Source organism: Chryseolinea sp. T2 (assembly GCF_037203685.1).
Taxonomy (GTDB): domain Bacteria; phylum Bacteroidota; class Bacteroidia; order Cytophagales; family Cyclobacteriaceae; genus Chryseolinea.
Map to the genome: position 1 here is coordinate 509,194 of NZ_JBBCAU010000004.1, position 26,962 is coordinate 536,155.

General features: G+C 47.9%; 23 protein-coding genes. 8 read left to right on the forward strand and 15 right to left on the reverse strand.

What is annotated here, in order from left to right:
* The first annotated feature begins 121 nt into the window (after positions 1-121).
* Both WBG78_RS16655 and WBG78_RS16660 read left to right on the forward strand, forming a co-directional pair.
* Positions 122-2,203 (forward strand): sensor histidine kinase, encoded by a 2,082-nt coding sequence (locus WBG78_RS16655; RefSeq protein WP_337327584.1) that lies wholly within the window; start codon positions 122-124, stop codon positions 2,201-2,203.
* Between the two features lie 139 nt (positions 2,204-2,342).
* Positions 2,343-3,617: a serine hydrolase domain-containing protein gene (locus WBG78_RS16660; protein WP_337327585.1), complete on the forward strand. Its 1,275-nt coding sequence runs from the start codon at positions 2,343-2,345 to the stop codon at positions 3,615-3,617.
* A 10-nt stretch (positions 3,618-3,627) separates the two neighbouring features.
* On the opposite strand, the gene WBG78_RS16665 is transcribed toward WBG78_RS16660, so the two are convergent.
* The 5 genes from WBG78_RS16665 to WBG78_RS16685 all read right to left on the reverse strand — a co-directional run bounded on the left by WBG78_RS16665 (position 3,628) and on the right by WBG78_RS16685 (position 8,059).
* Complete coding sequence (locus WBG78_RS16665; protein ID WP_337327586.1) at positions 3,628-4,326, reverse strand: SOS response-associated peptidase; 699 nt, start codon at positions 4,324-4,326, stop codon at positions 3,628-3,630.
* The gene (locus WBG78_RS16670; protein WP_337327587.1) at positions 4,323-5,267 is read right to left on the reverse strand and encodes a YheT family hydrolase; all 945 of its coding nucleotides are present in this window, start codon (positions 5,265-5,267) and stop codon (positions 4,323-4,325) included. The genes WBG78_RS16665 and WBG78_RS16670 overlap by 4 nt, the downstream gene beginning before the upstream one ends.
* 4 nt (positions 5,268-5,271) lie before the next feature.
* Complete coding sequence (locus WBG78_RS16675; protein ID WP_337327588.1) at positions 5,272-5,808, reverse strand: YfiT family bacillithiol transferase; 537 nt, start codon at positions 5,806-5,808, stop codon at positions 5,272-5,274.
* Positions 5,801-6,559, reverse strand: a complete 759-nt coding sequence (locus WBG78_RS16680) for a TerC family protein (protein WP_337327589.1) — start codon at positions 6,557-6,559, stop codon at positions 5,801-5,803. The genes WBG78_RS16675 and WBG78_RS16680 overlap by 8 nt, the downstream gene beginning before the upstream one ends.
* A gap of 69 nt (positions 6,560-6,628) precedes the next feature.
* Positions 6,629-8,059, reverse strand: coding sequence for a hypothetical protein (locus WBG78_RS16685; RefSeq protein WP_337327590.1), 1,431 nt, complete (start codon positions 8,057-8,059; stop codon positions 6,629-6,631).
* A 322-nt stretch (positions 8,060-8,381) separates the two neighbouring features.
* Between WBG78_RS16685 and WBG78_RS16690 the strand changes: the two genes are divergently transcribed.
* Positions 8,382-10,715, forward strand: a complete 2,334-nt coding sequence (locus tag WBG78_RS16690; protein WP_337327591.1) for an OmpA family protein — start codon at positions 8,382-8,384, stop codon at positions 10,713-10,715.
* 200 nt (positions 10,716-10,915) lie between these two features.
* Here the strand turns inward: WBG78_RS16690 and WBG78_RS16695 are convergent, their stop codons facing one another.
* Positions 10,916-11,665, reverse strand: a complete 750-nt coding sequence (locus tag WBG78_RS16695) for a DNA-formamidopyrimidine glycosylase family protein (RefSeq protein ID WP_337327592.1) — start codon at positions 11,663-11,665, stop codon at positions 10,916-10,918.
* Between the two features lie 166 nt (positions 11,666-11,831).
* A complete protein-coding gene (locus WBG78_RS16700; RefSeq protein WP_337327593.1) occupies positions 11,832-13,013 on the reverse strand; it encodes an S-adenosylmethionine:tRNA ribosyltransferase-isomerase in 1,182 nt (393 codons plus the stop codon).
* A 44-nt stretch (positions 13,014-13,057) separates the two neighbouring features.
* Here WBG78_RS16700 and WBG78_RS16705 point away from each other — a divergent pair, with 44 nt between their 5' ends.
* Positions 13,058-14,122, forward strand: coding sequence for an o-succinylbenzoate synthase (locus tag WBG78_RS16705; RefSeq protein ID WP_337327594.1), 1,065 nt, complete (start codon positions 13,058-13,060; stop codon positions 14,120-14,122).
* A gap of 12 nt (positions 14,123-14,134) precedes the next feature.
* Here WBG78_RS16705 and WBG78_RS16710 read toward each other — a convergent pair whose 3' ends face one another.
* Positions 14,135-14,911 carry a hypothetical protein gene (locus WBG78_RS16710; RefSeq protein ID WP_337327595.1) on the reverse strand — a complete coding sequence of 259 codons (777 nt, stop codon included), beginning with the start codon at positions 14,909-14,911 and terminating at the stop codon, positions 14,135-14,137.
* Between the two features lie 81 nt (positions 14,912-14,992).
* On the opposite strand from WBG78_RS16710, the gene WBG78_RS16715 reads away from it, so the two are divergent.
* Positions 14,993-15,871, forward strand: a complete 879-nt coding sequence (locus tag WBG78_RS16715) for a bestrophin family protein (protein ID WP_337327596.1) — start codon at positions 14,993-14,995, stop codon at positions 15,869-15,871.
* Between the two features lie 10 nt (positions 15,872-15,881).
* Here WBG78_RS16715 and WBG78_RS16720 read toward each other — a convergent pair whose 3' ends face one another.
* From WBG78_RS16720 to WBG78_RS16750, 7 genes are all read right to left on the reverse strand, one after another.
* Positions 15,882-16,955, reverse strand: a complete 1,074-nt coding sequence (locus WBG78_RS16720; RefSeq protein ID WP_337327597.1) for an NAD(P)H-dependent glycerol-3-phosphate dehydrogenase — start codon at positions 16,953-16,955, stop codon at positions 15,882-15,884.
* Complete coding sequence (locus tag WBG78_RS16725; RefSeq protein ID WP_337327598.1) at positions 16,933-18,627, reverse strand: 1-acyl-sn-glycerol-3-phosphate acyltransferase; 1,695 nt, start codon at positions 18,625-18,627, stop codon at positions 16,933-16,935. Before WBG78_RS16725 ends, WBG78_RS16720 begins: the two co-directional genes overlap by 23 nt.
* Positions 18,628-18,701: 74 nt before the next feature.
* On the reverse strand, positions 18,702-18,941 hold the full coding sequence (locus tag WBG78_RS16730; RefSeq protein ID WP_337327599.1) for a hypothetical protein: 240 nt from the start codon (positions 18,939-18,941) through the stop codon (positions 18,702-18,704).
* A 38-nt stretch (positions 18,942-18,979) separates the two neighbouring features.
* On the reverse strand, positions 18,980-19,144 hold the full coding sequence (locus WBG78_RS16735; RefSeq protein WP_337327600.1) for a hypothetical protein: 165 nt from the start codon (positions 19,142-19,144) through the stop codon (positions 18,980-18,982).
* Positions 19,145-19,185: 41 nt separating this feature from the next.
* Positions 19,186-20,385, reverse strand: coding sequence for a DUF1501 domain-containing protein (locus WBG78_RS16740; protein ID WP_337327601.1), 1,200 nt, complete (start codon positions 20,383-20,385; stop codon positions 19,186-19,188).
* Between the two features lie 34 nt (positions 20,386-20,419).
* Positions 20,420-20,584, reverse strand: coding sequence for a hypothetical protein (locus tag WBG78_RS16745; RefSeq protein WP_337327602.1), 165 nt, complete (start codon positions 20,582-20,584; stop codon positions 20,420-20,422).
* Positions 20,585-20,919: 335 nt separating this feature from the next.
* Positions 20,920-22,284 carry a DUF1800 domain-containing protein gene (locus tag WBG78_RS16750; protein WP_337327603.1) on the reverse strand — a complete coding sequence of 455 codons (1,365 nt, stop codon included), beginning with the start codon at positions 22,282-22,284 and terminating at the stop codon, positions 20,920-20,922.
* Between the two features lie 166 nt (positions 22,285-22,450).
* On the opposite strand from WBG78_RS16750, the gene WBG78_RS16755 reads away from it, so the two are divergent.
* The 3 genes from WBG78_RS16755 (at position 22,451) to fabD (ending at position 26,924) form a co-directional block, all read left to right on the forward strand.
* Positions 22,451-25,396, forward strand: a complete 2,946-nt coding sequence (locus WBG78_RS16755; RefSeq protein ID WP_337327604.1) for a gliding motility-associated C-terminal domain-containing protein — start codon at positions 22,451-22,453, stop codon at positions 25,394-25,396.
* Complete coding sequence (locus WBG78_RS16760; RefSeq protein ID WP_337327605.1) at positions 25,375-25,794, forward strand: thiol-disulfide oxidoreductase DCC family protein; 420 nt, start codon at positions 25,375-25,377, stop codon at positions 25,792-25,794. Before WBG78_RS16755 ends, WBG78_RS16760 begins: the two co-directional genes overlap by 22 nt.
* A gap of 254 nt (positions 25,795-26,048) precedes the next feature.
* Positions 26,049-26,924: an ACP S-malonyltransferase gene (gene fabD, locus WBG78_RS16765; RefSeq protein WP_337327606.1), complete on the forward strand. Its 876-nt coding sequence runs from the start codon at positions 26,049-26,051 to the stop codon at positions 26,922-26,924.
* Positions 26,925-26,962 lie beyond the last annotated feature (38 nt).

Consider the following 26,962-nt stretch of genomic DNA (forward strand, 5'->3'; position numbering starts at 1 on the left):
CAAAGTAATTATCCTAATCAATATAACTTCATTTGCAATTGTGAACTCATTCGTTGTAAATTAGATAACTATACCGCTACTGGCAGCACGCATTTTACGTTGTTTAATTTTGTTGTGTGTTATGCGAAATAAGTTCTCTGTTATTGTTTCCGTTTTATGTATACCGTGTCTCGTGTATGGGCAATCCGTATTTGAGTTCTCCGATTCTACTCATGCCATGTCTCCGGCATCTTCAATTGAATACCTGGTTGATCCAGCCTCTACGTTAGAGCTTACCGATATAGTTAGCAAAGATGCGGGATTTAGGCCATTACCCGAAGGACGAGCCAACTTTGGTAAGACCCAGGCGTCGATCTGGATCCGATTGGTTGTCAGGAACACAACAGGAAAAGCTTGCTACCTGCAACTCCAGCGTCCGACGATTCATTATGTTGATATTTACCACCCTGAAAATGGGGGATATCAGAAATTGTCAACGGGTGCACTTCGCCCTTGGACTAGTCGTGAAATCAAAAGTCACTTGTTCTACTCGCGAATACTTGGCCCACATGAAGAAGGCACGATGTATATAAAATTCAAAAGCGACCTTAACCTGGATGTGCCTTTCACTTTGGGTTCGATGGAATCGTGTCTTGATATTGAACGGAAGCACAACCTTCAGCTGACGTTGCTCGGCGCTCTTGCTGCCCTGATGATTTTCAATGTTTTCATATGGATGCTCGTCAGGGAAAAGGCATACCTGTATTATAGTCTTTGTCTCTTTTTTAAATTGGTGTCGCTGGACATGCTGTTCACGGGCATAGGGTTTCAGTTTCTCTGGCCCGGGGTTCCACAACTCAATCTCGCGTTGAGCAGCTGGATTGCAATGTCATTCGTGTTTACGATTTCATTTGGGATGGAGCTTCTTAATACACGCGCCCAATTTCCGGCGTGGCATAAACTCCTGGTCTGGTTCATTGGATTTGCTGGCATCATCATTATTGTAAACGTTGCAGGTTATTTCTACCTGGCCGACATACTGGATCATATATTCGCTATCAGCAGTACACTGCTTCTTTTCGTGCTAGGCTTCGTTGCTCTTAGGTCCGATGTCCGTGTTGCTCTCTACTTTATCGTGGCCCTGGCATGCTTGGTTCTTACGATAGTGCTGCATGCCTTATACGTAGAAGATGTTCTTCCGGCGAATACTCTTTCTTACCACGTTGCGCTTGGTGGAAACCTGGCGGAGGCTTTGTTGTTCGCTTTTGCATTGGCTCATAAAATCAGGACACTTAGAAGCGAGCGCGAGAAAGCGCAACGGGAAACATTGGAGCTAGTGAGACATCATGCGGAGACACTTACCATGCAGGTACAGCAACGTACTGAAGAGATAGCCGCGCAGAACGAAGAACTGATTGCACAACAGGAACAGATAAACTTTCAAAATGAATTATTGACCGAAGCAAAGACAGGACTTGAAAGGGAGGTGGCTTCGCGAATGGAAGAACTATTGAGTGCCAATCGTGAATTGGTGGGACAGAATCATCAGTTGGAGCAGTTCGCTTTCATCATCGCCCACAACCTCCGGGCTCCTGTTGCACGCATTCAGGGACTTGGCAACATTCTAGCGTTTTCAAAAAATGCGGATGAGTCTGTACTCATCAATCAAAAGATAAAAGACAGTGCTGATGAACTGAATGCCGTTCTAACGGACTTGTCGCGTATCCTGGACATCACGAAAGGAACTAACAGCAGCTTCGAAACCATAGATATTCTTGAGAGCCTCGGTAAAGTTAAGCTAATGTTGCAGGAGGAGCTCCAAACTTCAGCCACGGAACTGGTAGTAAAAACCTCCGGAGAAACAAAGGTGTATTCACTTGCAGCATACCTTGAAAGTATTCTCTATAACCTGATCAGCAATGCAATTAAGTATAGGTCTCCTAAGCGAACGCCACTTATTCAGGTAACAATTTATAGCGATGGTCCCCGGCTCCGGATTCGTGTCGAAGACAACGGAATGGGTATTGATATGACGCGTTTCGGTAAGAAACTGTTCGGATTGTATCAGCGATTCCACTTGCACCTCGATGGAAAAGGGATGGGTTTGCACCTGGTAAAACTTCAGACGGAAGCACTCGGCGGAAAGATATCAGTGGAGAGTGTTGAGGGGATTGGTACTGCCTTTGAAATCGATATTCCAAAGGGTGAAACTCGTGCGGACTAACACAACCCCGCGCTCGTTCTGCTATTTCTTTTTGTCAGGTTCACCCACTAAAAAATGATCGGAAGTCTTAATCGAATAGTATCGCGCTATTTTGATTTTGTAGGATCTGTTCTATCTTGGGATGAAACCCCGGATTTACATGAGAACCGTTCTAGTCCTTCCATTACTTCTTCTGGTCTTTGCTCTACATGCACAAAAACTGACAACAGCAACGACACCGGAGTCAGCGGGCTTCAGCAGCGAGCGACTTAAGCGACTCGATGATGGGTTTAAGACGTGGATAAATGATCGCTGGGTGAACGGCGCGGTTGCACTTGTGATCAGGAACAACAAGATTGTTTACCACAAAGCTTTCGGATACGACGATCCTGCCACCAAAGAGCCTTTTGCCAAAGACGATATCTTTCGCATTGCGTCACAAACAAAAGCCATTACAAGCGTGGCGGTGATGATGCTGATGGAGGAAGGGAAGTTCCTTTTGGATGATCCAGTCTCAAAGTACATTCCGACTTTTGCTAACCCTAAGGTCCTCGACAAGTTCAACGACAAAGACTCTTCGTACACAACTGTGCCCGCTAAACGCGAGGTAACCGTTCGTGACCTGCTCAGCCATACATCAGGAATCGGCTATGCGCAGATTGGATCAAAAGAAGCTAATGCCATCTACTTTAAAAATAAACTCACAGCCGGGTTGCTGGTCACCGACGACAAGCTCCTCGATGCTATGACACGTCTTGGCAAATTGCCACTTATGCATAACCCGGGTGAAAAGTGGACGTACGGACTCAACACTGATCTTCTTGGATGTCTGGTGGAGATATGGTCAGGCATGCCGCTCGATGATTTCTTCAGAACGCGCATATTCGGTCCGTTGGGAATGAATGATACCTATTTTAACATTCCTCAGGCAAAGGCCGGTCGACTGGTAAACTTCTTTACGCAGGATTCTACTCTGACCTTTGTGAAAGCCGACAATGCCTTTGGAAACGGCGGGCTCAATATGAAGTATCCGTTGATCAAGAAGTCATATTTCTCAGGCGGCGGAGGTTTGTCATCAACCATTCTTGACTATGGGATTTTTCTCCAAATGCTCGCCAACGGAGGAACTTACAATGGTGTAAGAATTCTCAGTCCTTCTTCGATTCGGTTGATGACCGTAAACCAGATCGGCAGTCTTACGTTGGGTGACGAGGAGAAATTCGGCCTCGGCTTTAGCGTTGCCACTCCCGAATCCAGCCGCATGGATCCGCGTAAGGCTGGAACCTTTGCCTGGGGCGGTGCATTTTCAACATCTTACTTCGTTGATCCGGCCTCGGGAATGGTAGTTCTTCTGTACCTGCAAATGTGGGGACCGCATACCCGGGATGTTAACGGGAGATATGTGAACCTGGTGTACCAGGCACTAACGGAATAAATGCGGTTCGTCAGTCAAATAAGGTCAGGTTTCCAAACTGGTCAGCTGCCTGCGTAGGCAAAACCATCGAAGGCAGGTTTATTGTCGCGTCCGAAATGTGAGGCGTGACAGGATAATAATTCATTTGTGCGCTCGCATACCCTTTAAGAATATCGAGTAACTGCAACTCGCTGCTGTCTTTGTTCATCCAAACGTGCTCGTCTTGTGGTCTTAACAACGCAGGCATTCTATCGTTTACTGAAGCAACGATTCCATTTGATGGAATTGTTATGAGCTTGAACGTGCAGATCGATTCACCGTTTTCATCTTCAAACTCTTCCCAGAATCCAGCCATCGAGAAGAGCTCCTGATCAGTAGTAACAAAACGATAAGGCACAGACGTTTTCTTGCCAATTTTCTTCCATGCATAAAAACCGTCAGCGGGAATCAGGCAACGTGCCTTCATAAGAGCTTTACGCAGTGAGCCCTTGTCGGGGATGGTCTCGGCCTGTATGTTAATGATCTTGTCGCTAAGGGCTTTGTTGTTCGACCAGTGAGGCGACGTACCCCAGTAAAAGGTGGAGATGCCTTGTGGAGTATCGTGCTGTATTACAGGAAGCAGGTGTGTAGGCGCCGCGTTGTATTTTGGACTATAGTTGTCCGGAACCTCAACGTGGAACCGCTCGCGAATACGCAAAGCTGACGCCGTAATGCTGTAACGATCGATCATTTCAGGGAAGTCAGAAACGCGAGTGTGCGCTCTTCCGACCAATATAAACCATTTTTATTGAATTGAGCGAATCCAACGTGACCCCCATGTGAGGGTGCCTCCAGTCTTACCATCGGATTATCTCTCGTAATGTCTACAGGATAGCATGTATCGCTGAGGAATGGATCATTTTGCGCGTTCACAATCAGTGTCGGAACGGTGATACCTTTCAGATAAAACAAAGCACTGCATCGATTATAGTAATCGAGCGCATCTTTAAATCCGTGCAAAGGTGCTGTATATCGATTGTCAAAATCGACAAGCGTTTGAATGCTGTCGATGTCTGTCAGGTCAAGTCCCTCCATTTGAGTGGCCTTGCGCTTTACTTTTAATTTCAGATTCTTAAGGAACCTGCGTGAATAGACAATATTTCCCGGCTGTGAGATCTTGAGGCAGCTGTTATAAAGGTCGAGAGGGACCGAGAAAGTTACTCCTCTTTTCACTGCCTCATGAGGCGCTGCCTCGCCAAGGTATTTCAGCGTGAGGTTTCCTCCGAGACTGAATCCGATCAGGGAGATATCTTTGTAACCGGCGGTTACCGCGTGATTGATAACCAGTTGCAGATCGTCGGTGGCACCACTGTGATAGAACCGAAGCTGGTGGTTCATATCATCGCTGCATCCGCGAAAGTTCCAGGCAATGACGTCGAAGCCGTTGGATGATACGGCGCGTGCCATGCCAGTGATGTATGCGCGTCGCGAATTACCTTCAAGTCCGTGCGATATAATAACAAGGCGTTGATTGCCATTTCGAAGCCAGTCCAGGTCGAGAAAGTCTTCGTCGTTGGTGGCAATGCGTTCGCGATCAAATGTCACGTCATCAACACGACGTAGAAGTGCCGGAAAGATTGTTTCCAGATGCCTGGAGAATAAGAACAGTGGTCGCCGATAAGACGGGAACACAAGATTACTTTACGGATTTTTCAGCAACAATACGCAGGTGTCCCAGGTGGTGTTGACCATGCCATGCATAGGTAGCTATCATGCGCGAAAGCGAAAGATGCCTGCGTGTATCGGGATGGATAAACTCGCGTTTGAGTTGTGTTTCGTCTAATGACCGGAGCAATGTAATCCACTTTAAATGCAAAGCCTTGAGCAATGACAATGACTCAACCGGATCGATAATGGTATCCGGTGTTTCTGCCCAGCCCTTTTCATCGTAAGCCTTAATCGTTGGAGTTGCTTCCGTGAGTGTCCACTTGAACCTGATGTAGGCGTTCATATGGCTGTCGGGCAGGTGGTGCAATACCTGGCGGGCAGTCCATCCGCCTTCGCGGTAGGGAAGATCCAGCGCACCAGGTTTAAATGATGCCACCATCTTTTCCACTTCTGAAGGAAGCTGTTGAATCTGCGATATAAACTGATCGAGCTCCTGTCGGGAATAGACATCCTTGGGGTTGAATCTTCCGACGGGATATCGGAGGTGTTCGTCACTGCTATTCATGAAATTCTTCTTTAGCTTTCTTGCGCCTGTTGCGTACGCGGATGTTCACCATTTCGATGATCATCGAGAACACAATAGCAAAGTAAATATAGCCTTTTGGAACTTCCTTATGAAGCCCTTCGAGGAAAAGCATGAAGCCGATCAGAATGAGAAAGCCGAGAGCCAGCACTTCCATGGAGGGATGTTTATTAATGAAATTGCTGATGCTGCCTGAAAAAATGATCATAATACCGATCGACAATACTACGGCAACGATCATGATAATAACGTGCTGGGTGAGGCCAACAGCAGTTAGAATTGAATCAAAAGAGAAAATAATATCCAGCAGGATAATCTGAACGATAACGCTTGCAACATTTCCTTTCTTGCCGCCACTTTCCTGTTCTTCTTCATCTTCGCCCTCCATCTCATGATTGATTTCACGCGTGCTTTTGGCAATCAAAAACAGTCCTCCGAAAATCAGGATGAGGTCCCTGCCGCTGATGTCGATGGCTTCCTGGAGGATCCAGGTGTCCGGAATAGTGAACAATGGCTGTTTGAATTTCATCACCCACGTAATCGTTAGCAATAGCAAAATGCGAACGACCATCGCCAGAACCAGACCCATGTTACGGGTTTTCGAACGTATCTCTACCGGAAGTCGGTTTGAGACAATTGATATGAATATGATATTGTCAATGCCAAGGACAACTTCAAAAAATGTTAGTGTGAGGAGCGCTAGCCATGCCTCAGCATTGAGAAAAATTTCCATTTACGGATTTAAGGATTTTTCAATGGGCAAAAATAGAATAATCAAAAATACCGTCCAAAGTATGTGCCGTCACTCTTTTAGTTGATTGAGAAACATGGAGATGGCTTGAGGAGAGAGGGGTTTGCCGCTGATCATGGTGAGCCTGTCATCGCCAAACCTGCTGCCCGCTGGCAGCGTGTCATAACTGCATACCACGGCCTTGGCGATAACGGGTTTCTTTCTGCCGAAGCCCGGTGCCTTGAGCAAGTCAAGAACCTTCATGCGGACCCATTGATCGTTCATGGTTCCCTGAAAAATGATTGCCACATCCATCCTTCGAAGATGCTCTATATGTTGCTGTCGTAAGCTTAATATGTCGCGGTCGAAATCGGGACGATACACCTTAAGGCCGGCGTGTGCCACCATGTCAAGCAAGGGCGAGGCAAGATTCGAATCTGTCTTGTCATATATAACGTATGCAGAGTCGCCACCAGCGGTTTCGTGGCTCTGTTTTTCAAACGTATCTACCAATTCCTCGCGGATGATCGACTTGAAATCTTCTAACTGTGACTGGATGATCTCGGCACCCTCGGACAGCTCCACATCACGCCGCAGGCTCTCGATAAACTTCCTCTGACGTTCACCAGCCTGGCTGAGTTGATTCGTGATCCATATGAACCGTGGAAACTCTTCATTTCTTTCTTTGGCAGAAAGACCACGCTCCATGGCCAGCTGGTTCTGCAATTCCTGCGCTGACTTTTCAGTACCACCAGGAATGAGGCCCGCATCGGCACCGATTAGATGGATTGACAGGCCGGATTGCGCCAGGTCCTCCCTTACTACACGTTCAAAATCCGTCAAATCTCCGGGCAACGAACGACGGGGAAGGACAGTGTAACCCAACCGTTGAAGTTCCCGGTGAATAACATTGCGCTGCACGGTTAAGTCGTAACCGGTTTGCGCCAGGTAAACGGGTTTATTACCGAAGAGATTTCTCACTTCGTTTAGAGACTTGCCCTGCTTTAAAAACTGCAGCGTGTTATAAACATCATAGCAGAGATCAACCATCTCCATCCAGTACTGGCGCTCTGCCTCTTCGTTGAAGTAATCTGTAAAAGTATGCGACTCTCCCGCCTCCATGTCGAACCTGAACATGTCGTAGCCAAACATATCACGAAGTTCGGGTGGCTGTTCCAGAGCGTTAACAGGGCCCTTGTAAACCTTAAACATACGCGTTACGGCAGAGGCAGTGTCGCGTGTGGCCAGGTCAAACTTTTGAAGATACGCCCTGCAATTTGGTGATTTTGCAGCCTCAGGGGATAGCAACGTTACCAGTACGCCAACATTGTCAAGAGAGGGCGAAGTGATTGAATCGTACTCACCCTTCAGCACCACCTTAAGTTGTTCGCCGGACAGGTATGATAGTACAGTATTGAAATACTTCCGGAATGAATCAACCCAACCGTTGGGCTGATTGTCGACGTCGGAAAAAATGATCAATACGTCAATTTCGAAGGTCATGTTAAGTCGAATGGTCAGGCCAGACAAGCCAGACACCGATGTAATATCGTATGGAAAGACGACAAGGAGTCAGGCAGGTCAGATACAATTCTTTAGTGCTACATAAAAAGCGACGAACACCCCTAAAATTCATGATAATCGACCAGATTTCCTAAATGACTCAAAAGGGCCGAGCATAGTCGGTATCCCAACATTACCGTTGGAACGCGTTGTATTGATCAATTCGAGGGTTGGGATTTGTTTCCCTCTGTAAGATTCACGCTTAAATGGAGCGGTGCGGCCATATCGGATCAGTTAGCTTTGAATTTTAAATACCCGAAATATGCCCACCAGGATTTTTTACTTTTTGGCATTTCTCTTCGTTGCATTAGCGGTACATGCTCAGGCCCAGAGCAAAAAGTCGCTTGCTGATGCCGAACATTATTTCAGTGTGCGCAGCTACGATGTTGCCCTCCCCAAATTCCTCGAAGCAATTGCTGCGGGGGAAAAGGATGCAATGGTCCATTACAAGACCGGCGTTTGTTACCAAAAGTCGCCCGAGACTGACGAGCAGATTAAAGCAATTCCATACTTCGAGTACGCCTTAAAAAATGGCACCGAAATGCCAGCGACCCTGTACTACGACTTGGGAGCGATCTATCTCAAAGACGAGAAATTGCAGCAGGCGATTGACTCGTTTACGAAGTTCAAGGAAAAAAGCAGCAAGGCCGACAAGAAGTCGATGGCAATGGCCGATGAAGCCATTCAAATTTGTCACAATGCAGTAGCGTTGATGTCGGTGCCACGCGACTTTAAGGTGACACGATTTAATTCCATTATCAATTCCAAATTCACAGAGTATAATCCTGTTGTTTCTGCCGATGAAAGCGTAATGGCCTTCACAGCGCTTCGCCCGAATACGGGCAAGACGCGCACCGGAGACAAGTTCATCGAAGAGATTTACATCACTGAAAATCACAATGGCAGCTGGACAGAACCTAAGTCGATTCCGGTTGCAAGCGATTATAACGTAGGCACTGCTGGTATCTCACCCGACGGCCAGAAAATGCTCATCTTCATGGGAGCAGCTACAGATCCTGGAAGCCTTTTCCAGATAACCCGTGCCGGCGATAGCTGGTCAAAACCGAGCCTGCTTACACCTTCTATCAATACCCCTAAGTATCTCGAATCAACGGCCAGTATCACTCCCGATGGCAAAACAATATACTTCGCCAGCGACCGCCTCGGCGGTCAGGGTGGTTTGGATATTTATAAAACTACGATGCAGGCCAACAATACGTGGTCAGCACCTGTTAACCTCGGCCCGACGGTTAACTCCAAAGCCAACGAGGACGCACCTTATATCCATCCGGATCAGAAGACACTCTTCTTTACTTCAGATGGTCACAATACAATGGGAGGACGGGACATTTTTGTGAGCCGTTTGATTGAGAACAAGTGGACAAATCCTGAGAACATGGGTTATCCTGTAAACACGACGGTGAACGATAATTACTTTACGTTGATTGCCGACGGAACTCGTGCCTACTTCTCATCTGATCGTAAAGGTGGAATGGGTGGACAGGATATCTACTACATAGACTTACCGAAAGAGTCAGCAAACATTCCTCTTACCATGATCAAAGGTAAGATCCTCAATGCCGAGACAGGAAAGCCCCTGCCGACAAAGATCTATCTGATCGACAATGAAACCAACAAGCGTCTGGACTTTGTGTACGACCCGGATCCGGTGACAGGAAACTATCTGATTATTTTACCTCCGTCGAAGAACTACGACATGGTAATTGAGTCTGAAGGATTTCTGCCGTATACACTCAACATCAACGTTCCTAATCAGACATACTTCTACGAACTGTATCAGATGGTGATGTTAAAGACCATTAAACAGTTCGACGTCGTGGTAGGGCAGGAAGTCCAGGTTAAGAATGCTTTCTATGACACAGACCAGGACGTAAAGGCCGACATCAGAAAAACGCATGAAGCAAAATTGGTTCAGGGCGGAGCATTGGATGTCTACGACATGATGTTGGATCTGATGGCCGCCGATGATAAGGATGGCATCAAGTATCTTACCGATCTGATCGAAATGAAAAATCCTATCGAGCAGGTGAACTTCAACGAAAAAGAGAATTCGCGCATCGAAGTGGCTACACGCACGTATTACTATGATGAAAGCGATGAAAGCAAGTTCGAACAGAAGAAGGTCGACGGCAAGACCATCTTCTCGTTGCCGACGTTCATGGTAAATGAAGAGATCAAGAAGCAGAAGGGCCAGGTTGCAAAGAAGTCAGCCTCTTACGACAAAGCTATTCTTTCGAAGAATGCAAACATCTACTTTGATGCCGGCAAGAGCGATTTGAAAGCTCAGTACAATACACAGCTCGATGCTCTGCTGGATGCGCTAAACAAGAACAAAGATCTTGGTATTCAGATTTCAGGATATGCATCCGCCGAGGGCACGGAAGAGATGAACCGCGACCTGTCGAATAAACGCGCCATATCAGTTCTCGACTACATCAATCACAAAGGTATCGTACGACGCCGGATCGTTGCACGCGGTTATGGTGCAACCAAGGATGAAAAGGTGTCGAAGGAGGAGGGCCGCCGCGTTGAGGTGCGCATTGTGGACCTCAATGAATTGGACGCGGGTAAATAAAAATCCGTTTCCCAAAATAAAATATCCATTGTCGCTTGTAGAGACGCAATGCATTGCGTCTCTACCGCGTGTCTCTACATTTCGTCTCTACCGCGTGTCCCCACATTGCATCTCTACCGCGTTTCTCTACCATTACGTATCAACACGCTCATCCTTACGGCGTTATCCAAGACAATAGCGCGCCGAATATTACGGTCATTTCATGGATTGTGATCAAACAACTCCTGGCATTCGTCACAAAAAAATGACCGCCGCTTTCGAATACCTGCATAGAGTTTTTTGATCGGATGTCCGTCGCGAGGACATTTCTTTTTTGTGTGAGCTTCCCAGTGTTTCTTGAGTACGAACGCGCGCTTCCATTTGAGAAAAAGGAAACTGTATTCCCGTGCGTCGTCAACAATTGCTTTAAGCTGTCGCGATGGAATGTTCCCAACTTTGTTCAGCGGATGAACACGCATTCTGAAAAGCACTTCGTTCTTGATAATGTTTCCTACGCCAGAGAAAATGTTCTGGTCGAGCAACGCGTCGCAAATGAGACTTTCCTTTTGCAGTTTCAGTTTTCTGATAGCCTTGCCCGGATCCCAATTTCTATTCATCACGTCAGCCGACCAATCGTACACGCCGCTGAGTGATCCCTCGATCTTCCGAATTGAACAGGCATAAAAATGAAGTGAGTCTCCATCGTTAAATGTGATCGAGAGCTTTGCTTTTCGCCCCGCCTTTGGATGACCAACCGAATACGAACCGAACATAAGGAAGTGTATGCGCAGCGTGATCTTGTTGAACTTCAGAAGCAGATGTTTTCCCCATGATCGTACCGATTTTAGTTGCGTGCCACGAAGTTCATCAGTGTCGGTCAAAGTACTGCTGCTCACGGCTTTTCTAACAGTGTTTCCTGCCAGGTAACGGATATCTTCCTTTGCTAAAATGATCGATGGTCCTTCCGGCATGGTTTAATTAATCTTCCTGCGTAAAGCTTGTTCTCTCTGCCATTAACAAGAGACCAGAAAAACTGGGCCAGATAATCTAAATCAATTCAAGTAAAAATGTGGCACTATTTACACAACCCAACCGCTGCAGGGAGAATGGATACTCAATGCGTTGATGGAATTCTTTTTACGGAAGAAGAAGTGAGCTATCGCCGTAACTGAGGAATCGATAACCGTTTTCGAGAGCTTCTGTGTAAATCCTTCTCCAGTCCTGTCCAATGAAGGCGGCCACAAGTACAATGAGTGTTGATCCTGGCTGATGAAAATTGGTAATGAGTCCACGACAAATTCGAAAATCGTATCCGGGCAGAATGTAGATGGAAGTTTCTCCGGTTATTGTGTCGAGTGAATGCCGGGACATGTAATCAGCCACGGTATTCAATGACTTTTGAGCTGAAGGCAATTCAGGATAGTTGAGGTAAGGATCACGCTGGTTAATTCGGAATGGAGCTTCTGGATCATGGATTAGCTTAACGCCATACCAATACAGGCTTTCCAGTGTGCGCATGGACGTTGTGCCTACGGCAATAGTTGTAGAATTGTTTAACAGCGCACTGATGTTTGCAAGTGTAACAGTGATCTGCTCTGAGTGCATGTGATGGTCTCTTACCGACTCAGTCTTTATTGGTTGAAATGTGCCTGCACTGACGTGCAGCGTTACGTAGTCAGTGTCAATTGCGCGGTGGCGCAACGATTCGAAGACTGCTTCAGTGAAATGTAGCCCGGCCGTTGGCGCAGCGACAGCACCGTCATTGCGGGAGTACACGGTCTGATAGCGCTCACGGTCTTCGGCATCGGCGGCGCGTTTGATATAGGGAGGCAATGGTACGTCACCCAATTTAACAATGGCTGAGGCAAAGTACTTTTCACCAGTCCATGACAATGTAACAACTCCCTTCTCCCGGTCGGTGAGTTCTGCTGTCATCTCTACACCGCCTGCTGATTTATGCAGCCGTATTCCCGGTTTCCATTTTTTTAAATTGCCTATGGTGCATCGCCAAACAGCTTTACCTTCGGCTTGCATGGCAACAGCCACTATCGGCGATGGAGATATGGGCTCGAGCAGGAAAATCTCTATATCTGCACCAGTGTCCTTTTTGAACAACAACCTGGCAGGAATAACTTTGGTGTTGTTGAAGACGAGCAATGACTTAGCTGGAAGATTTTCTGCAAGATTATTGAAACGCTCGTGACGGATTTGACCCTGATGATATACGAGTAGCTTAGACTGGTCCCTTTTCGGAAGGGGATGTGCTGCGATCCGATCGCTGGGAAGGTCGTAAACGAAATCGTTAAGATCGAAGGTCATGAGCCCGGCAAGTTAGTCCGAAAACCTTAATTTAACATTAGCATATGGCTATCGTCTGTACCATTAGGAAACGCATCTTTCACTTCAACTTTCACGCCCGTACTTCAAGGGGGGCTATGGATACAAAGACCTCCTGGTTCTTTACCATTTGGAACGACGATAATCCGGAAGTAATGGGTTACGGCGAATGTGGTCCGCTTCCCGGCCTGAGTATCGACGACGTCCCGGAATACGAGCGCATCCTTCACCATGTTGCTGCAGCTGTAAGGGTGACAGAAGACCTGAACGCCCTTGCTGCAAATCCTGACAGCATCGTTCCACGTAGCTTCCCTTCGATATTGTTTGGTCTCGAAACGTCCTTGTATGATTTCCTCAACGGTGGACGACGGGTTATTTTTAATAACGCTTTCCTGAAGGGCGATCCGATCCCCATAAATGGACTGATATGGATGGGAGACCGAGACTTCATGCTCCATCAAATTCACGAGAAAGCCATGCAGGGATTCAGGTGCCTGAAACTGAAGATCGGGGGTATTGATTTTGAAGAGGAGTGTCGCATCCTGGAGGCTATGCGTAAACGCTTCGGTGACGCTTTCGAAATCCGGCTGGATGCCAACGGAAGTTTTGGCGATGGCGTAGCATTGGGACGCCTTAAGGTTCTTAGTCAGTTCAACATACATTCCATTGAACAGCCTCTTCGTGTGGGGTCGCCGTTGCTACCTGAGCTTTGTTCAGATAGTCCGATTCCAATTGCCCTTGACGAAGAACTGATCCATCATATGGAACTTAACGAGCGTCGCCAGCTGCTCGAGATTTCACGTCCTTCATATATCATTCTCAAGCCTTCTTTACACGGAGGATTTCAGGGATGCCGCGAATGGATATCCCAGGCAGAGGCACTCGGGATCAATTGGTGGATGACATCAGCGCTGGAATCCAGCATTGGGTTAAACGCCGTTTGTCAGTTTACAGGAGAGTTCAAAACTTACCTCCCGCAGGGACTGGGCACTGGTGCCATCTATGCCGATAACATTGGCTCACCGCTCACGGTTATCAATGGCAGCATTCTGCACGATGCCACAAAAACGTGGGACCTGAGTACGTTGTAGCAGGTGATCCGGTTATTGAATCTCCTTCAGGGCATTTGTCAGAGCAGGCTGAAAGGAATCGTCCTTGAGAACACTCTTCAATCCATCAACAAGGAAATTCGGGATCTTTTCAGAGCGTTCGATCTTTCCTTTGATTTCCTGTATCATTTCGAGAGCGTTCGGCTTGCCATCAAAGTCAGCGGCCGCCTTTACCTGGTTCTCCAGCTCGTCCCAGGCATTCAGCGACTTGGTCTGAACTTCCTGCGTGGCAATAGCTGCGACACGATTCGTAGTGTTTTTGTCAATACACTGATTGTAGGCGTCAATGATGTCGTTAAGATCTTTTCGATTGAATTCGCCCTGGTCGATACGATCCACCACCGTCGGACAATCTTTCAAAAATGACTTCATCGATTTCTTGAAGCTGATATTGGGAACATCCATTCCTTTGCCATCGCGGCGCATCAGGTACGTTCCTTCGAATGTTACCTGCCCTGGAAGCTGATAGTTATATAGCGAGAGGTACCCCGGTTTCACAAGCTTCATGAAGGCAAATCCTTCGGGGCCTTTCACTGGTTCATACATTTCGTCACGGAACCGGTATCGCCGTACCTGAAATATTGAATAAACTTCTTTCTTCTTTTCAGCCGTAGTTACCTGCACTTTCTTCTCGGTGCCGTACAACAGGGGTTTCAACTGGCCTGCGATACTGTCGCCTTTGGTAGTAATAACATACTCCTGGGCCTTAGTCTTTTGCAGTCCAGTGAAAGAAAACGCTACAATCGCAACGAGTAAACCTACGTGCTTCATTATCAAAATTGTTAGGACCGAAAGATAGTGGAATTGCAAATAATTCAATGAATCTGGTTATTGCGGGATAAAATCCCACAAATGGTGACCTACAATCCAAAGCAGTGGATGTCCCTGATCTTCCACTCTTACAGCAAGCGGGTGCTTTATACCCTATGGCCCGCGCTGGCTTTCATGGCAGTCTATACGGCAGTGCTTTGCTATATTCTCATTTACCACTTTGATATTGATCACGCCCATTTCCAGCCAACGGTTGCCATGCACCAGCTGCTCGGGGTGGTGCTGGGGCTCTTCCTGGTGTTCAGAACAAACACCGCCTACGATAGATGGTGGGAGGGACGCAGACTTTGGGGAGGCATGGTGAACAGCACCCGGACCTTTGCCATGAAGATAGGCGCGGCCATCAGCCTCGAGGACCACGAGGAACGCGAGTGGTTTGCCAAGATGATCGCAAACTTCGTATTCGCCATGAAGGAAAACCTCCGGACGGGAGTGCAGCTGGCTGAAATGGATCCTCCTGACGATAAATTCATTGATGACCTGAAGAAATTCAAACACAAGCCCAATCGGATTGCGTCTCTGATGCACAGACGCGTGAACGACTTGTATCGCGCCGGAAAAATTACTGGTGACCAGTTGATCAATCTCGACAAGGAACTCAAGGATTTTCTGGACCACATGGGCGCCTGCGAAAGGATCAGGAACACACCAATACCTTATTCTTATATGATGTACATGAAGAAGTTTATATTCATCTACATTATTACGCTGCCGTTCGGATTCCTGAGTTCCTCCGGCTATCTCACCATCCCTATTGTGGTACTGATTTCTTTTATTCTGTTGAGTGTGGAACTGATCGCTGAAGAGATCGAAGACCCGTTTGGCCGCGACATAAATGACCTACCGTTAGATGATTTGGCGGGGAAAATAAGAGAAAATACCCGGGAGATCTTGCTTTAGCGCCTGAAGCTTATTCGTGCTCTTCACTTAAGAAATCGATGTCTATGTTCAGCGGGTACCGCATGAGGTACTCAAGTGCCTTCTTTACGGTCATATCTTCAAACAACACCTGATACAACGTAGTGGTTATCGGAGCTCGCACCTTGTAATGATCCGCACACTTCTTTGCGACTTTAACCGTGTTGATGCCTTCCGCGATCTCGTCAGTGCTTTGCAGGATGTCGCTCAGGCGCTCGCCTTTTGCCAACCGATGGCCTACTGTAAAGTTTCGGCTCAGTGAACTGTTACAGGTGGTCACTAAATCACCGACGCCGGCTACGCCCAGGAAAGCCTTGGTGTTTCCACCCAGAGCACGACCCAGATACACCATTTCAACCATGCCGCGGCTTACCAGAAGTCCTCGCGCATTTTCGCCGTAGCCCATTCCATTCAGCGCACCAGCAGCAATGGCGATCACATTCTTCAATACTCCCGCCAGTTCAACACCAACGATATCATTGTTGCCGTAAACCTGGAAGTGTTCATTTCTCAGAAGGCGACGGCCCACTTTGAATACTTCATCGAAGTGACTGGCAATTACAGTTGCGGCAGGGTGACCTTCGGCCAACTCACGACTAAGGTTCGGCCCCGCCAGACATCCCACACGAACCGCCACTGACTCCTCCTGGATCACCTCACTCATGGTCTTCACCATGCTGCGGTTGAGCGTTTGTATTGAATCCAGCGTCTGCCCATCGGGAAGGCTTACATCAAAACCCTTTGTCCCATGAATCAGCAGGTGATAGGGATGCAGCCAGGGCGACAGTTGACGCATAAGCGATCTGAAGTGTGCTGACGGAACGATAGGAAATAATACCTCGCATTGCTCGGCTATATATCCAAGATCGTTGGTCGCCATTATGCGGGCTTCCACTTTGTGCCCGCGGTTTTCCCTTGATTCATTGATGCGTTGAACTACGCGTTCATCGCGTGCGTATAGCAACACGTTGCGTTGCCTAGCCAGCAGATTGGCAACTACAGTTCCAAAATTTCCGGCACCAATGACGCCGACAGGTTTATCATCAGATAAACTTTTCAAGCTCATAGCCATTCAACCGGTTGTGATAATAATAGAGGGTGTTGAAGTCGCGTGTGATAATGTTGCCCTCCTTGTTCATCAGCAACGGTCTGTTCAAATGGAAGATGCCGACGTTCTCAAGACCATGACGTATCACGAGATCAATATTGCCCTTGAGATGGGTTGCATGATAAACTTTGCCTTCTGCCTTAAGCTGATAGATCTGTTTGCGCACGCGCTTGCACGCCGCCCTGAACTCTTCATACAGGAGCACCTGATCTTCTTCCGGAAGACGAAGAAGTCCGAACAGGTCGAGCTTGGAATGCTTCTTTTGCCACATCTCGAACGCAACGAAGGCTACGAGGTGACTCGCGAACACGCGGTTGATGCGATGATACTCGGTAACGATCTTGTTACTGAGCATCCGTGTGTATTCATCTTCGCGCTGCTTGTCGACGGTGACTTCACCCAATGAAACGAAGTAGTCCCGGGTCTCGATCACACGTCCCTGCGCATCGATGCTTCTGCCGAGGTCATCTACATAATTGCCCATCACATCAAGTCCACGGCCGATCGACACCGAGATGTTCGATCCTTTCGTGAAGAACTTGAAGAGGAAGCGGATCAGCTGAAAGCTGCCGTACTTGTCCTGTTCGGGTAAGTAGCGGTCGCGACCCTTCGCCGTGAGATACTCATCGATAAGATCAGGAGCCTCGAGAACGAAGTGATAGTTGAGCGTAACTGGTACGATGAAGATCTTGCGCACCGGCTGACCTTCGGGTGTGTCCATGTAGAGGTTGCGTTGTGCCTCGATGGTGGAATTGAGCAGTCCGAGTTTCAGGTGACCCTCGATCGCACCCGAGCGTGAGCGCGTACCGCCGGGAAAGAAAATACTGTGCGCCCCCTTTTGAACGGCAAGCATCGAATAGAACTTCAGCGTCTCAAGATACGGCACGTTCTTCTTGCGCCGGTCGACCTTATAAGCTCCGAGGCTGTTCATGAAGTAAGCGAAGATCTTGATATTGAAAAGATTCAGGCCCGCACCGTAGATGAATGCCGGCAATCCCAGCGAGTGAATGATCCATCCGATAAGGATAGAGTCGAGGTTGCTGAAGTGTGTGGGTACCATCACCACAGTTCCTTCTTTGGCAAGCGTCCTCAGTTGCTTCACTTTGCCAACAATCTGGATCTTGTCACGGAGGGTATACCGGTTCCTGAAGAATGCACCGAACTTCTTTACGCGTGCTCCGTTTAGTAAACGCGCAAACCAGAACTTAACGATCTCGCGGGTGAGCCTGTAAGAGTTGGCTTTGAAATTACCGGCAATCTCGTTGGCATATCGCGATACGATGCGATGCAGCAATTCCTCAGCCTTTGGCTGAACGTCATCAATGGGTCTCGATGTAAGCGCGACCAGTTCTTCCTTGACGTTGCTCCAGAATTGAGGTTCGTCAGCTGCGTCAACACGCCAGCGATTGCGCTTCATCCGCTGCTGCTCGCGATAAACGGTCGCTTCTAACTCATCGACAAGCTGCTTGGTGGTTGGTCGATTCTTCTTTATTTCTTGGAAGGCCTTCTGAGCCACCTCCTCGATAAATTCTTTTCGATTCTTACTTAGTTGATATACCGGCCAATCAGGTATAGCTTCCAGGATGGGTTTGTACCGCTTGTTCTTATTTTTCTTCTCTGCTACTTCCATGGAAAGTGCAAAATAAAGCAAAAATCGGCATGGATGAGCAAAAAGTACTGATTTTAAGCGGCTTATATGGCCCTCTAAAGCCTGTCCATGGCTTGATGCAAATTATCGCTCATCTGTTCGAAAAGCTTCAGAGCATTTTGCACAAATGATTCATCAACAAGCGTCTTAAGATCCTGCTCGCCGGCAAGGTCGTACTCATTGATTTTGTAAGTCTGTTCAAGTAGTCCTTGCTCCAGTTTAAGAAGGTATCTGTTGTTCCAGGCAAGGATAGTGATCTTGCATGATGCATGTGGTATTTCGCCGACGACGCGCACAAGGTTAAGATTTACCCGTGCAATATAGCTAGGTTTGTTTAGCCTTCAGCCAGAAGTTTCGCCTTTACGTCCCGAAGCTCCAGCTCCAGCTTGTGAAAAACTGATCCGCGTGAAAGTCTGTCGATCTCCATTTGTCTGATCAGTAGGCGAAGTTCCATCTCTCGTTTAATCAACGCAGCGCGCGCTTTGTCATCGAGTTTCATCAAGAAGCGAAGCAGTTTGGTTTTAACAAGTCGCCAATATATCATATAAAGTCAGCCAACGTGAACGACTGTTTTAAAATTCTTTGTGATGATACTTCAAGCCATTTATCAAGTATCGTTGCGTAAACACTCCGAAAATCAACACGATGTATTAAGTCACCTTCATCAAGACGCGAAAGGTCTGGTGTCTCATTCAGGAAACCTTTTTTCTTCAAACTCCCTGAAATCATGAAGATGTTGTTAGCCGTACCGTGGTCTGTGCCACCACTTGCGTTCTGCTGTACACGTCTTCCAAACTCTGAGAAAGTCATAATGAGTACATCTTTCATTTGTTCTTTACCAAGGTCTTCAACGAATGCGTGTAGCCCTTCCGAGTAGGTGGTAAGCAGACGTTGATGCTGGTTAAGTTGATTGACATGTGTGTCAAATCCTGAAAGCGAAACATAGAACACACGTGTGTCGACCTGTGCATGAATGAGTTCAGCGATCGACCTCAGGCGGTTAGCAAATGGTCCGGTCGGGTAGGCCTCGCGTGATGTAGTGGTGCGCGTCTTTTCGTGGAGGTACTCAGCAGATGATGACGTGTCGGCCATGGTCTTGTATAAATAGTTTAACGTCGGATCCATCTCTTTAGTATGGTTTGATTGTCGTGCAACATCCTGGTATAACTCGCGATGAACACCGCGATACAGTTTGTTCACATCCTGAACCGCCATGCCCTTGATGACCTCGCCCTTCATGGCAAGGCTTAAGGTATCGTCGACTTCTATGGCCATGGGTGAGGAGCATGACGTACAGGCAGCATCCAGGTAGCGGCCGATCCAGCCGGTTTCGAGGTACTCATTCGATTCGCTGGCGGTATGCCATATGTCCATGGAGCGGAAGTGGGAGCGGTCAGGGTTGGGGTATCCGACGTTGTTCATGACGGCCACAAGCCCGTCGTCGAACAGGGTATTGAGCGGCTGCAGAGACGGATGAAAGCCCAGCTCACTGCCGGCCTTCAGGACCTTGTCGGCGCCTATCGCGATCGTTGGCCGGGTCTGGTAGTAGAGGTCGTTCCGGTACGGGATCACCGTGTTCAAACCATCGTTCCCCCCTGACAGTTGGATGATGATTACCCTTCTTTGATTGGACTGGTTATACAGACATTGTTTCTCGTATGCTTTCAGGAAATGGGGCACCAGCACCGTACCGGCGGTGCCGAGAATTGATTGTTTGAGGAAGGCTCGTCGCGTGCTCATTTAGTGTTTTTTTTTGATCTGTATATCTATGTCTTCAAGAAACAGTATTGCCTATCTCGATGGATCTGTATAAAGCAGTTACAACTATGCGGCGGTTTCTACTGCCATGAGATCCTTCGTGGTCTGTATAATGCCGATGATAAGCTTCCACATCCAGCACCATTCCGATGGTAATGCTGGTCTGTATAACGGTATTCATTGCCTTTGCGCTCTTGCACCCAATGATACAGTTTCCGCCAGCCTAATTAATCTGTATAACTATAACTCCAGGCTTTCGTATATTGCGTTATTATAATCTGTATAACCCAGCCTCCATGTACCGCGGAACCGGGCACTATCCTTGTCCAAATCAGCCGCCTACCGGCCGAATTTGATATCAATCTATCAATTCATTTAACTAACAATAAAACACTCATTATCAAATATTTATTTTCCTTGAACGAAGCATTGGTTAAATACTTGCTGATCTACTAACTCCCCAACTCAAGACCAAACTCACGACTCAGGACTAAAGACTCAGGACTCTTTCACTCCCTAGCTCATCTGATATTCCGGCAAAGCCATCAATGCTATGCACGCCTTCCGTACCACCTCCGCTTCTGACCCCGACTTACCCGCATACTTCCTCACCATATTCCGGTTCGCTTCCGTCGACGGTTGCGGCAACAGGTAGGCCTCAATGTTGTCGACCGTAGCCGGCGTTCCATCCCCTCCAAACTTTTTAGCCAGCAACGCCCAGTCTACCCGCATCGACAACCGCCGTGCGCCGGCAGTGTTTGTCGCGTTGTTTACATCGCCATCATCCTTTGCCTCAATGTTGATCTCGGTCTGGTCGAACATTGCCGACGGAAGTGCCAGCCGGAATGTGAGGCTCGAGCTGTCGATCCAGCCGGTACCCGCTGGCCATCCGCCAACATTTGGCGGGAAGAACAAGACCTGTCCCAATGCCCGTTGAATGAAGATCGGCGCGTCTGGGTTTTCGAACACACCACCGGTCTGAGTCAGGAAACCTGTCAGCAACTCGACAGGCGATTTGATTCTATTCCCGCGATGTCGTTCATCATAGAAGATGTCCATCGTTAGAAGTTCCTTCATCAACCCGCTGATGGAGTAATCGGATTCATAGAAATGCTTTGCCAGCGTTTCGATTGCATCGCGGTCGGGTTTGACATCGACAAAGTGGCAATAGACCTTTTCTGCAATGAAGGTTGCGGTTGCGCGTTTGTCAAGGATCATGCTGATGACATCGTCACCGTTAAACCTTCCGGTTTTACCCAGGAATGTTTTGACGCCGCCATCATGAACCTTGTCGCGGAACACAAACTCGCCGCTCAGAGGATTGAATGCCCATCCGGTGAATGCACGCGCGGCCGCCTTGATATCGGACTCTGAATAATTTCCCCGCCCCAGGGTGAACAATTCCATTACCTCGCGGGCGAAGTTTTCGTTCGGGCTGTCCTTTTTGTTTTGCTGGTTGTTCAGGAACTGGAGCATTGCAGGATCCTTTGATATGGAGGTCAGCAAAGTCCTGAAGTTTCCCAGGGCGTGCTCGCGGAGGACGTTGTTGTTTTGCTGGGCAAGAAACGGTGCACGGACACGGCACGCAAAGTGGTCGTGCCAGAACAACGTCATCTTTTCCCGAAGCCGTGATTCAGGTGCCGTCAACAGTTTCATCCAGCCCTGATTCAGCTTAAGTACCTGTGCCCGTATCTGTTGAATAAGTTCTTTGCGTTTGCTCTCGTTCGTAAGTTCTCCGGGACGGATACGCTCAACTACATCGATCGGCCGGGATGCCTCCACCCCGAGTAAAGTAGAAACTTCTACCTCGTCGGGATCGGTAGGCGCAGGACCGAAGCCGGTACGGAGCAACAGATGTTTCGTATTCGCTTGCATGCTCATTGCGTCTTAGATTGAAATCCTGGCCGGTGGTTTAACTGACGGAAACAAAAAGATTTGAGGCCGCTCCCGAGACTAAACTATTATGCTTTTACGTTAACATCAGTGTTGTTTTAAGTAATCGAAAAGGGTTATATATTGTACCCGTCGAATAAGGCACAACAGCAACATGAAATTTTCGCCGGGAAGGAATCTGATCGTGAAGTCGTGGTTATTGGCGTTGCTGATCACGTCGCTGGCTGCTTTCAAGGCCCAGGCAACTCACCTCAGGGCCGGAGAAATTGTTGCCGTTCGCGAAAGCTGTAGCGCACTTACATTCATCATCACAGTTACCGTTTACACCAACACCAAAGACACCAATGTTTTGTTTGGTGGTGAAACAGAGTATCTCTACTTCGGAGACGGTACATTCGTGGACGTCCCCGAAACGCCCAATACAATCCGCTATGATCTTAATCCGGATGGAAGTGTTGCCACGGCATCATTTACGATTAGTCACACCTATCCGGGTGTTGGCCGCTATCTGATTTTCTATCGCGAACCCAATCGTAACGAAGGTGTGCTTAACATGGATGCGTCCGTGAACACCATGTTCTATCTGGAAACTGAGTTGTCCGTTGACCCTTTCCTGGGATGTAACAATACTCCGAACCTGCTGGTAGCACCAATCGATCAGGCCTGCTCCGGCGTAGCTTTCACTCACAATCCCGGTGCATACGATCCGGATGGAGACAGTCTTTCTTATGAAATGGTTATCCCCTACAGCGATCGCAACACTGAAGTTATCAACTATAAGGACCCTAACGATCCTAAATTCTATACTAATTATAACACAGCCAACGAGGAGGGTACAGGTACCCCAACATTTTCCATCGACCCTATCAGTGGAACGATAACCTGGGACTCTCCTGGTGCCATTGGCGAATACAATATTGCATTCCACGTTATCGAGTGGAGGAGAAAGAATGGCGTCTGGTATAAAGTGGGTTATGTTCGGCGCGATATGCAGATCATTGTTGATGACTGCGATAACGAACGTCCAGATCTGATCATGCCGGCGGATACCTGCGTCGTTGCCGGAACAACTTTGAATGCTACTATTTTTGGTATTGATCCTGACAACGATCAGGTGAAGATCGAAGCGTTTTCTGAGATCTTTAATTTCCCTGCAGGTCAGTCGCCTGCAACCTATTCGCCGGTACCCAAGGTTGATGACTTCCGTCCGTCTTCACCACCGGCCCAGACAAAGTTTGTTTGGAACACCGAGTGTCTTCACGTAAAAGACCAGCCATATCAGGTCGTCTTTAAAATCACGGACAAGCCGCAAAACGGACCGAGGCTTGTAACTTTTAAAACATGGTTCATTAAAGTGGTGGGTCCCGCTCCGGAATGGTCTGACGCAGATCTGAATCTCGTAAACCGGACGGCTGAGTTGAAATGGGATCCATACTTCTGTCAAAACGCTCAGACCATGCAGATCTGGCGGAAGGTAGATGGAACCACGTTTGAACCCGACAATTGCCAGACAGGTATGCCCGAGTTTCTGGGCTATGAATTAATTGAGACGTTGCCGATCAAACAGATTACTTCGCCCAATCAGCCACCGGTTCCTGTAACCAGTTATATTGATAATAATGGTGGCCAGGGCCTGGCGCCCGGAGCGAAGTATTGCTATCGACTGGTCGCAGTGTTTCCTTTGCCACGGGGAGGTGAAAGCTACGTCTCACGCGATACCTGCGTTGGACCTATTCTTGCCGACGTTCCCGTCATCACTAACGTATCGGTTGAAGAAACAGACCTTAGCGAGGGTAGGATCCGGGTGAGCTGGCGCGAGCCTTTCGAAGCCGATCCTGTGCAGTTCCCTCCTCCATATAGCTATAAGATTTTCCGGGCGGTTGGTTTTACCAGAAGCGGAGAAGCGACTAACGTTTCACCTCCCGGTGTCTTTACCGGCCTGACATTTGTCGACGATGGATTAAATACAGGCGAGAACGTATACAACTATAGTGTTGACGCTTATGCCTCGAATGGGGGATTTCTGGGTACTTCTGCCGTCGCCTCCTCTGTCCGGCTTGATGCCAACAGTGCAGTGAAGCGCATAGAGCTATCGTGGCAGGCTGTTGTACCCTGGTCGAATAACGTTCAAACCAAGCCAAAGAAACACCTCGTCTATCGCGGCCCGGAAGGCTCCACAGAAGCAGATCTCGTATTGATAGATAGTGTCGATGTAGGTGCCTCTGGATTCGTTTACCTCGATGAGGGCCAATGGAATGGTGTACCTCTTGAAGACAATCAGATCTATTGTTATCGTGTAATGACCCTCGGTGGCTATGGTAATCCGAAGATCCAGGAGCCCCTTAAGAACTTTTCGCAGATCATCTGTGCTCAACCTGGAGACACAATCCCGCCTTGCAAGCTGGAGCCTCCGTTGCGCAGCACACTCGACTATGCCGACTGCAACGAGTATTACGAGAGATATTGTCAGAAGGATTCTTACAGTAATATCATATACTGGAGCAGATCTGTCGATGTATCATGCCGGAATGATGTACGCAGTTATAATGTGTATGCGTCGAGCACTAAGGGTGGAGAGTTTTCACTCATTGCAGAGAATGTGAGAGACACCTTCTACATTGATGCCAATCTCCTTTCGTTTGCCCGATGTTACAAAGTGGCCGCCGTTGACATTTCAGGAAATATCGGTGAACTCAGTGAAGAGCTCTGTATTGACAACTGTCCGTATTACGAATTGCCAAACGTGTTTACGCCAAACAACGATGATCGTAACGATTTATTCAGCGCCTATAGCATCCGTGGTTACAATTGTGGGGAAGAAGGTGACTGTATTCCTCTCGAGTTGAAACAGAAATGCGCACGATTTGTCCAGAGTGTAAACTTTACTGTGTTTAACCGATGGGGGCAGGAGGTGTATAACTACTCGGCACGTATTGGCAGCGAATCAAATACGATCTACATAGACTGGAATGGCCAAGACAACAACAATACGGAGCTGTCTTCGGGTGTGTATTACTATGTGGCTGAAGTGGTGTTTGATTCGGTAGATCCGGACAACAATACGCGTACACTGAAAGGATGGATACATCTGATCCGTTAAAAGATAACATCATCATTCTGTTCGACGGTGTCTGCAATCTCTGCAATGGATTTGTTCAGTTTGTCATTCGGCGTGACCCGGATGCAGTATTCAGGTTTGCTTCTTTGCAATCCGACGTAGGACGTAAATACCTTATTCTTCACAAGCTTGACCCCGATGCATTGCACAGCGTAATTGTAATCGCTCGGGGAACCTTGTATCAGCGTAGTGATGCCGTTCTGCAGATTGCGAAAGCACTTCCGGGTTTCTGGTCTTGGCTAGGTGTGTTCAACATAGTGCCGCGATTCATCAGGGATACAATATATAATTGGGTTGCATCGTCACGCTATCGATGGTTTGGACGACGCGCAGAATGCATGCTCCCAGACCCGTCCTTAAAACTGCGTTTTTTGAGTTAAGTCTGGTTGAAGTATTCACGGCTGGGCAATCAGGCGAAGCACAAAGATCCGGATGGAAACCAGGTGCAACGGTATTTATATACGCAAGTACTGGTTATTCGAAGTTCTCTTATGGATAGCTTGATTTGTCGCCTGCCCGGCGAGCCGCTTTTTTAAGTTTCAAAGTTTCCACTTAAAATTGCATTGAATTTCAGCCGACAAATGGGTCGATGTCGAACCAGCCGGTTTGTGAAATAGGATAAAACTTCAAAGGCATGAAAGCATACGTATTCCCGGGACAAGGTGCCCAGTTCACTGGCATGGGCAAAGATCTTTATGAGAACAATGAACGCGCGCGTTATTTTTTCGATACCGCGAACAGCATCCTGGGATTCGATCTGAAGGAAGTCATGTTTACCGGCACAGCCGATGAACAGAAACAAACCAAAGTAACGCAGCCAGCCATTTTCGTTCACTCGGTGGCGGTCGCTTTAACAAGCGATTCATTTAAACCAGACATGGTTGCCGGCCATTCGCTTGGTGAGTTCTCGGCATTGGTTGCATCCGGTGCTCTTGCCTTCGAGGATGCCCTTCGGCTCGTCTCCACCCGTGCGCTGGCAATGCAGCGTGCCTGTGAAATTAATCCCTCTACAATGGCGGCAATCCTTGGTCTGGACGATGCTAAGGTGGAACAGATCTGTGCGTCGATTACAGACGAAATAGTCGTTGCTGCGAACTACAATTGCCCTGGCCAGCTGGTGATCTCCGGTTCTATTAAAGGTATCGATGTTGCCTGTGAAAAAATGAAGGCTGCCGGCGCGCGCAGAGCATTACCACTACAGGTAGGCGGCGCGTTCCATTCCCCTCTGATGGAACCAGCCCGTAAAGAACTGGCTGATGCAATTGCTTCAACAGCATTTAAGGCGCCTTTGTGTCCCATCTATCAAAACGTAAACGCCTTGCCGGCAACTGATGTTAGTGTCATTAAAGAGAATCTGATCTCCCAGCTCACAAGCCCCGTGCGTTGGACGCAATCTGTTCAGAATATGGTTAAAGATGGAGCAACGACGTTTGTAGAGTGTGGACCCGGCAAAGTTTTACAGGGTCTTGTGAAGAAGATCGCTCCGGAAGTGGAAGCTGCTAGTCTATAATTTTTTTTACTTCTGATGAATGCGGCTTTACTAACGTG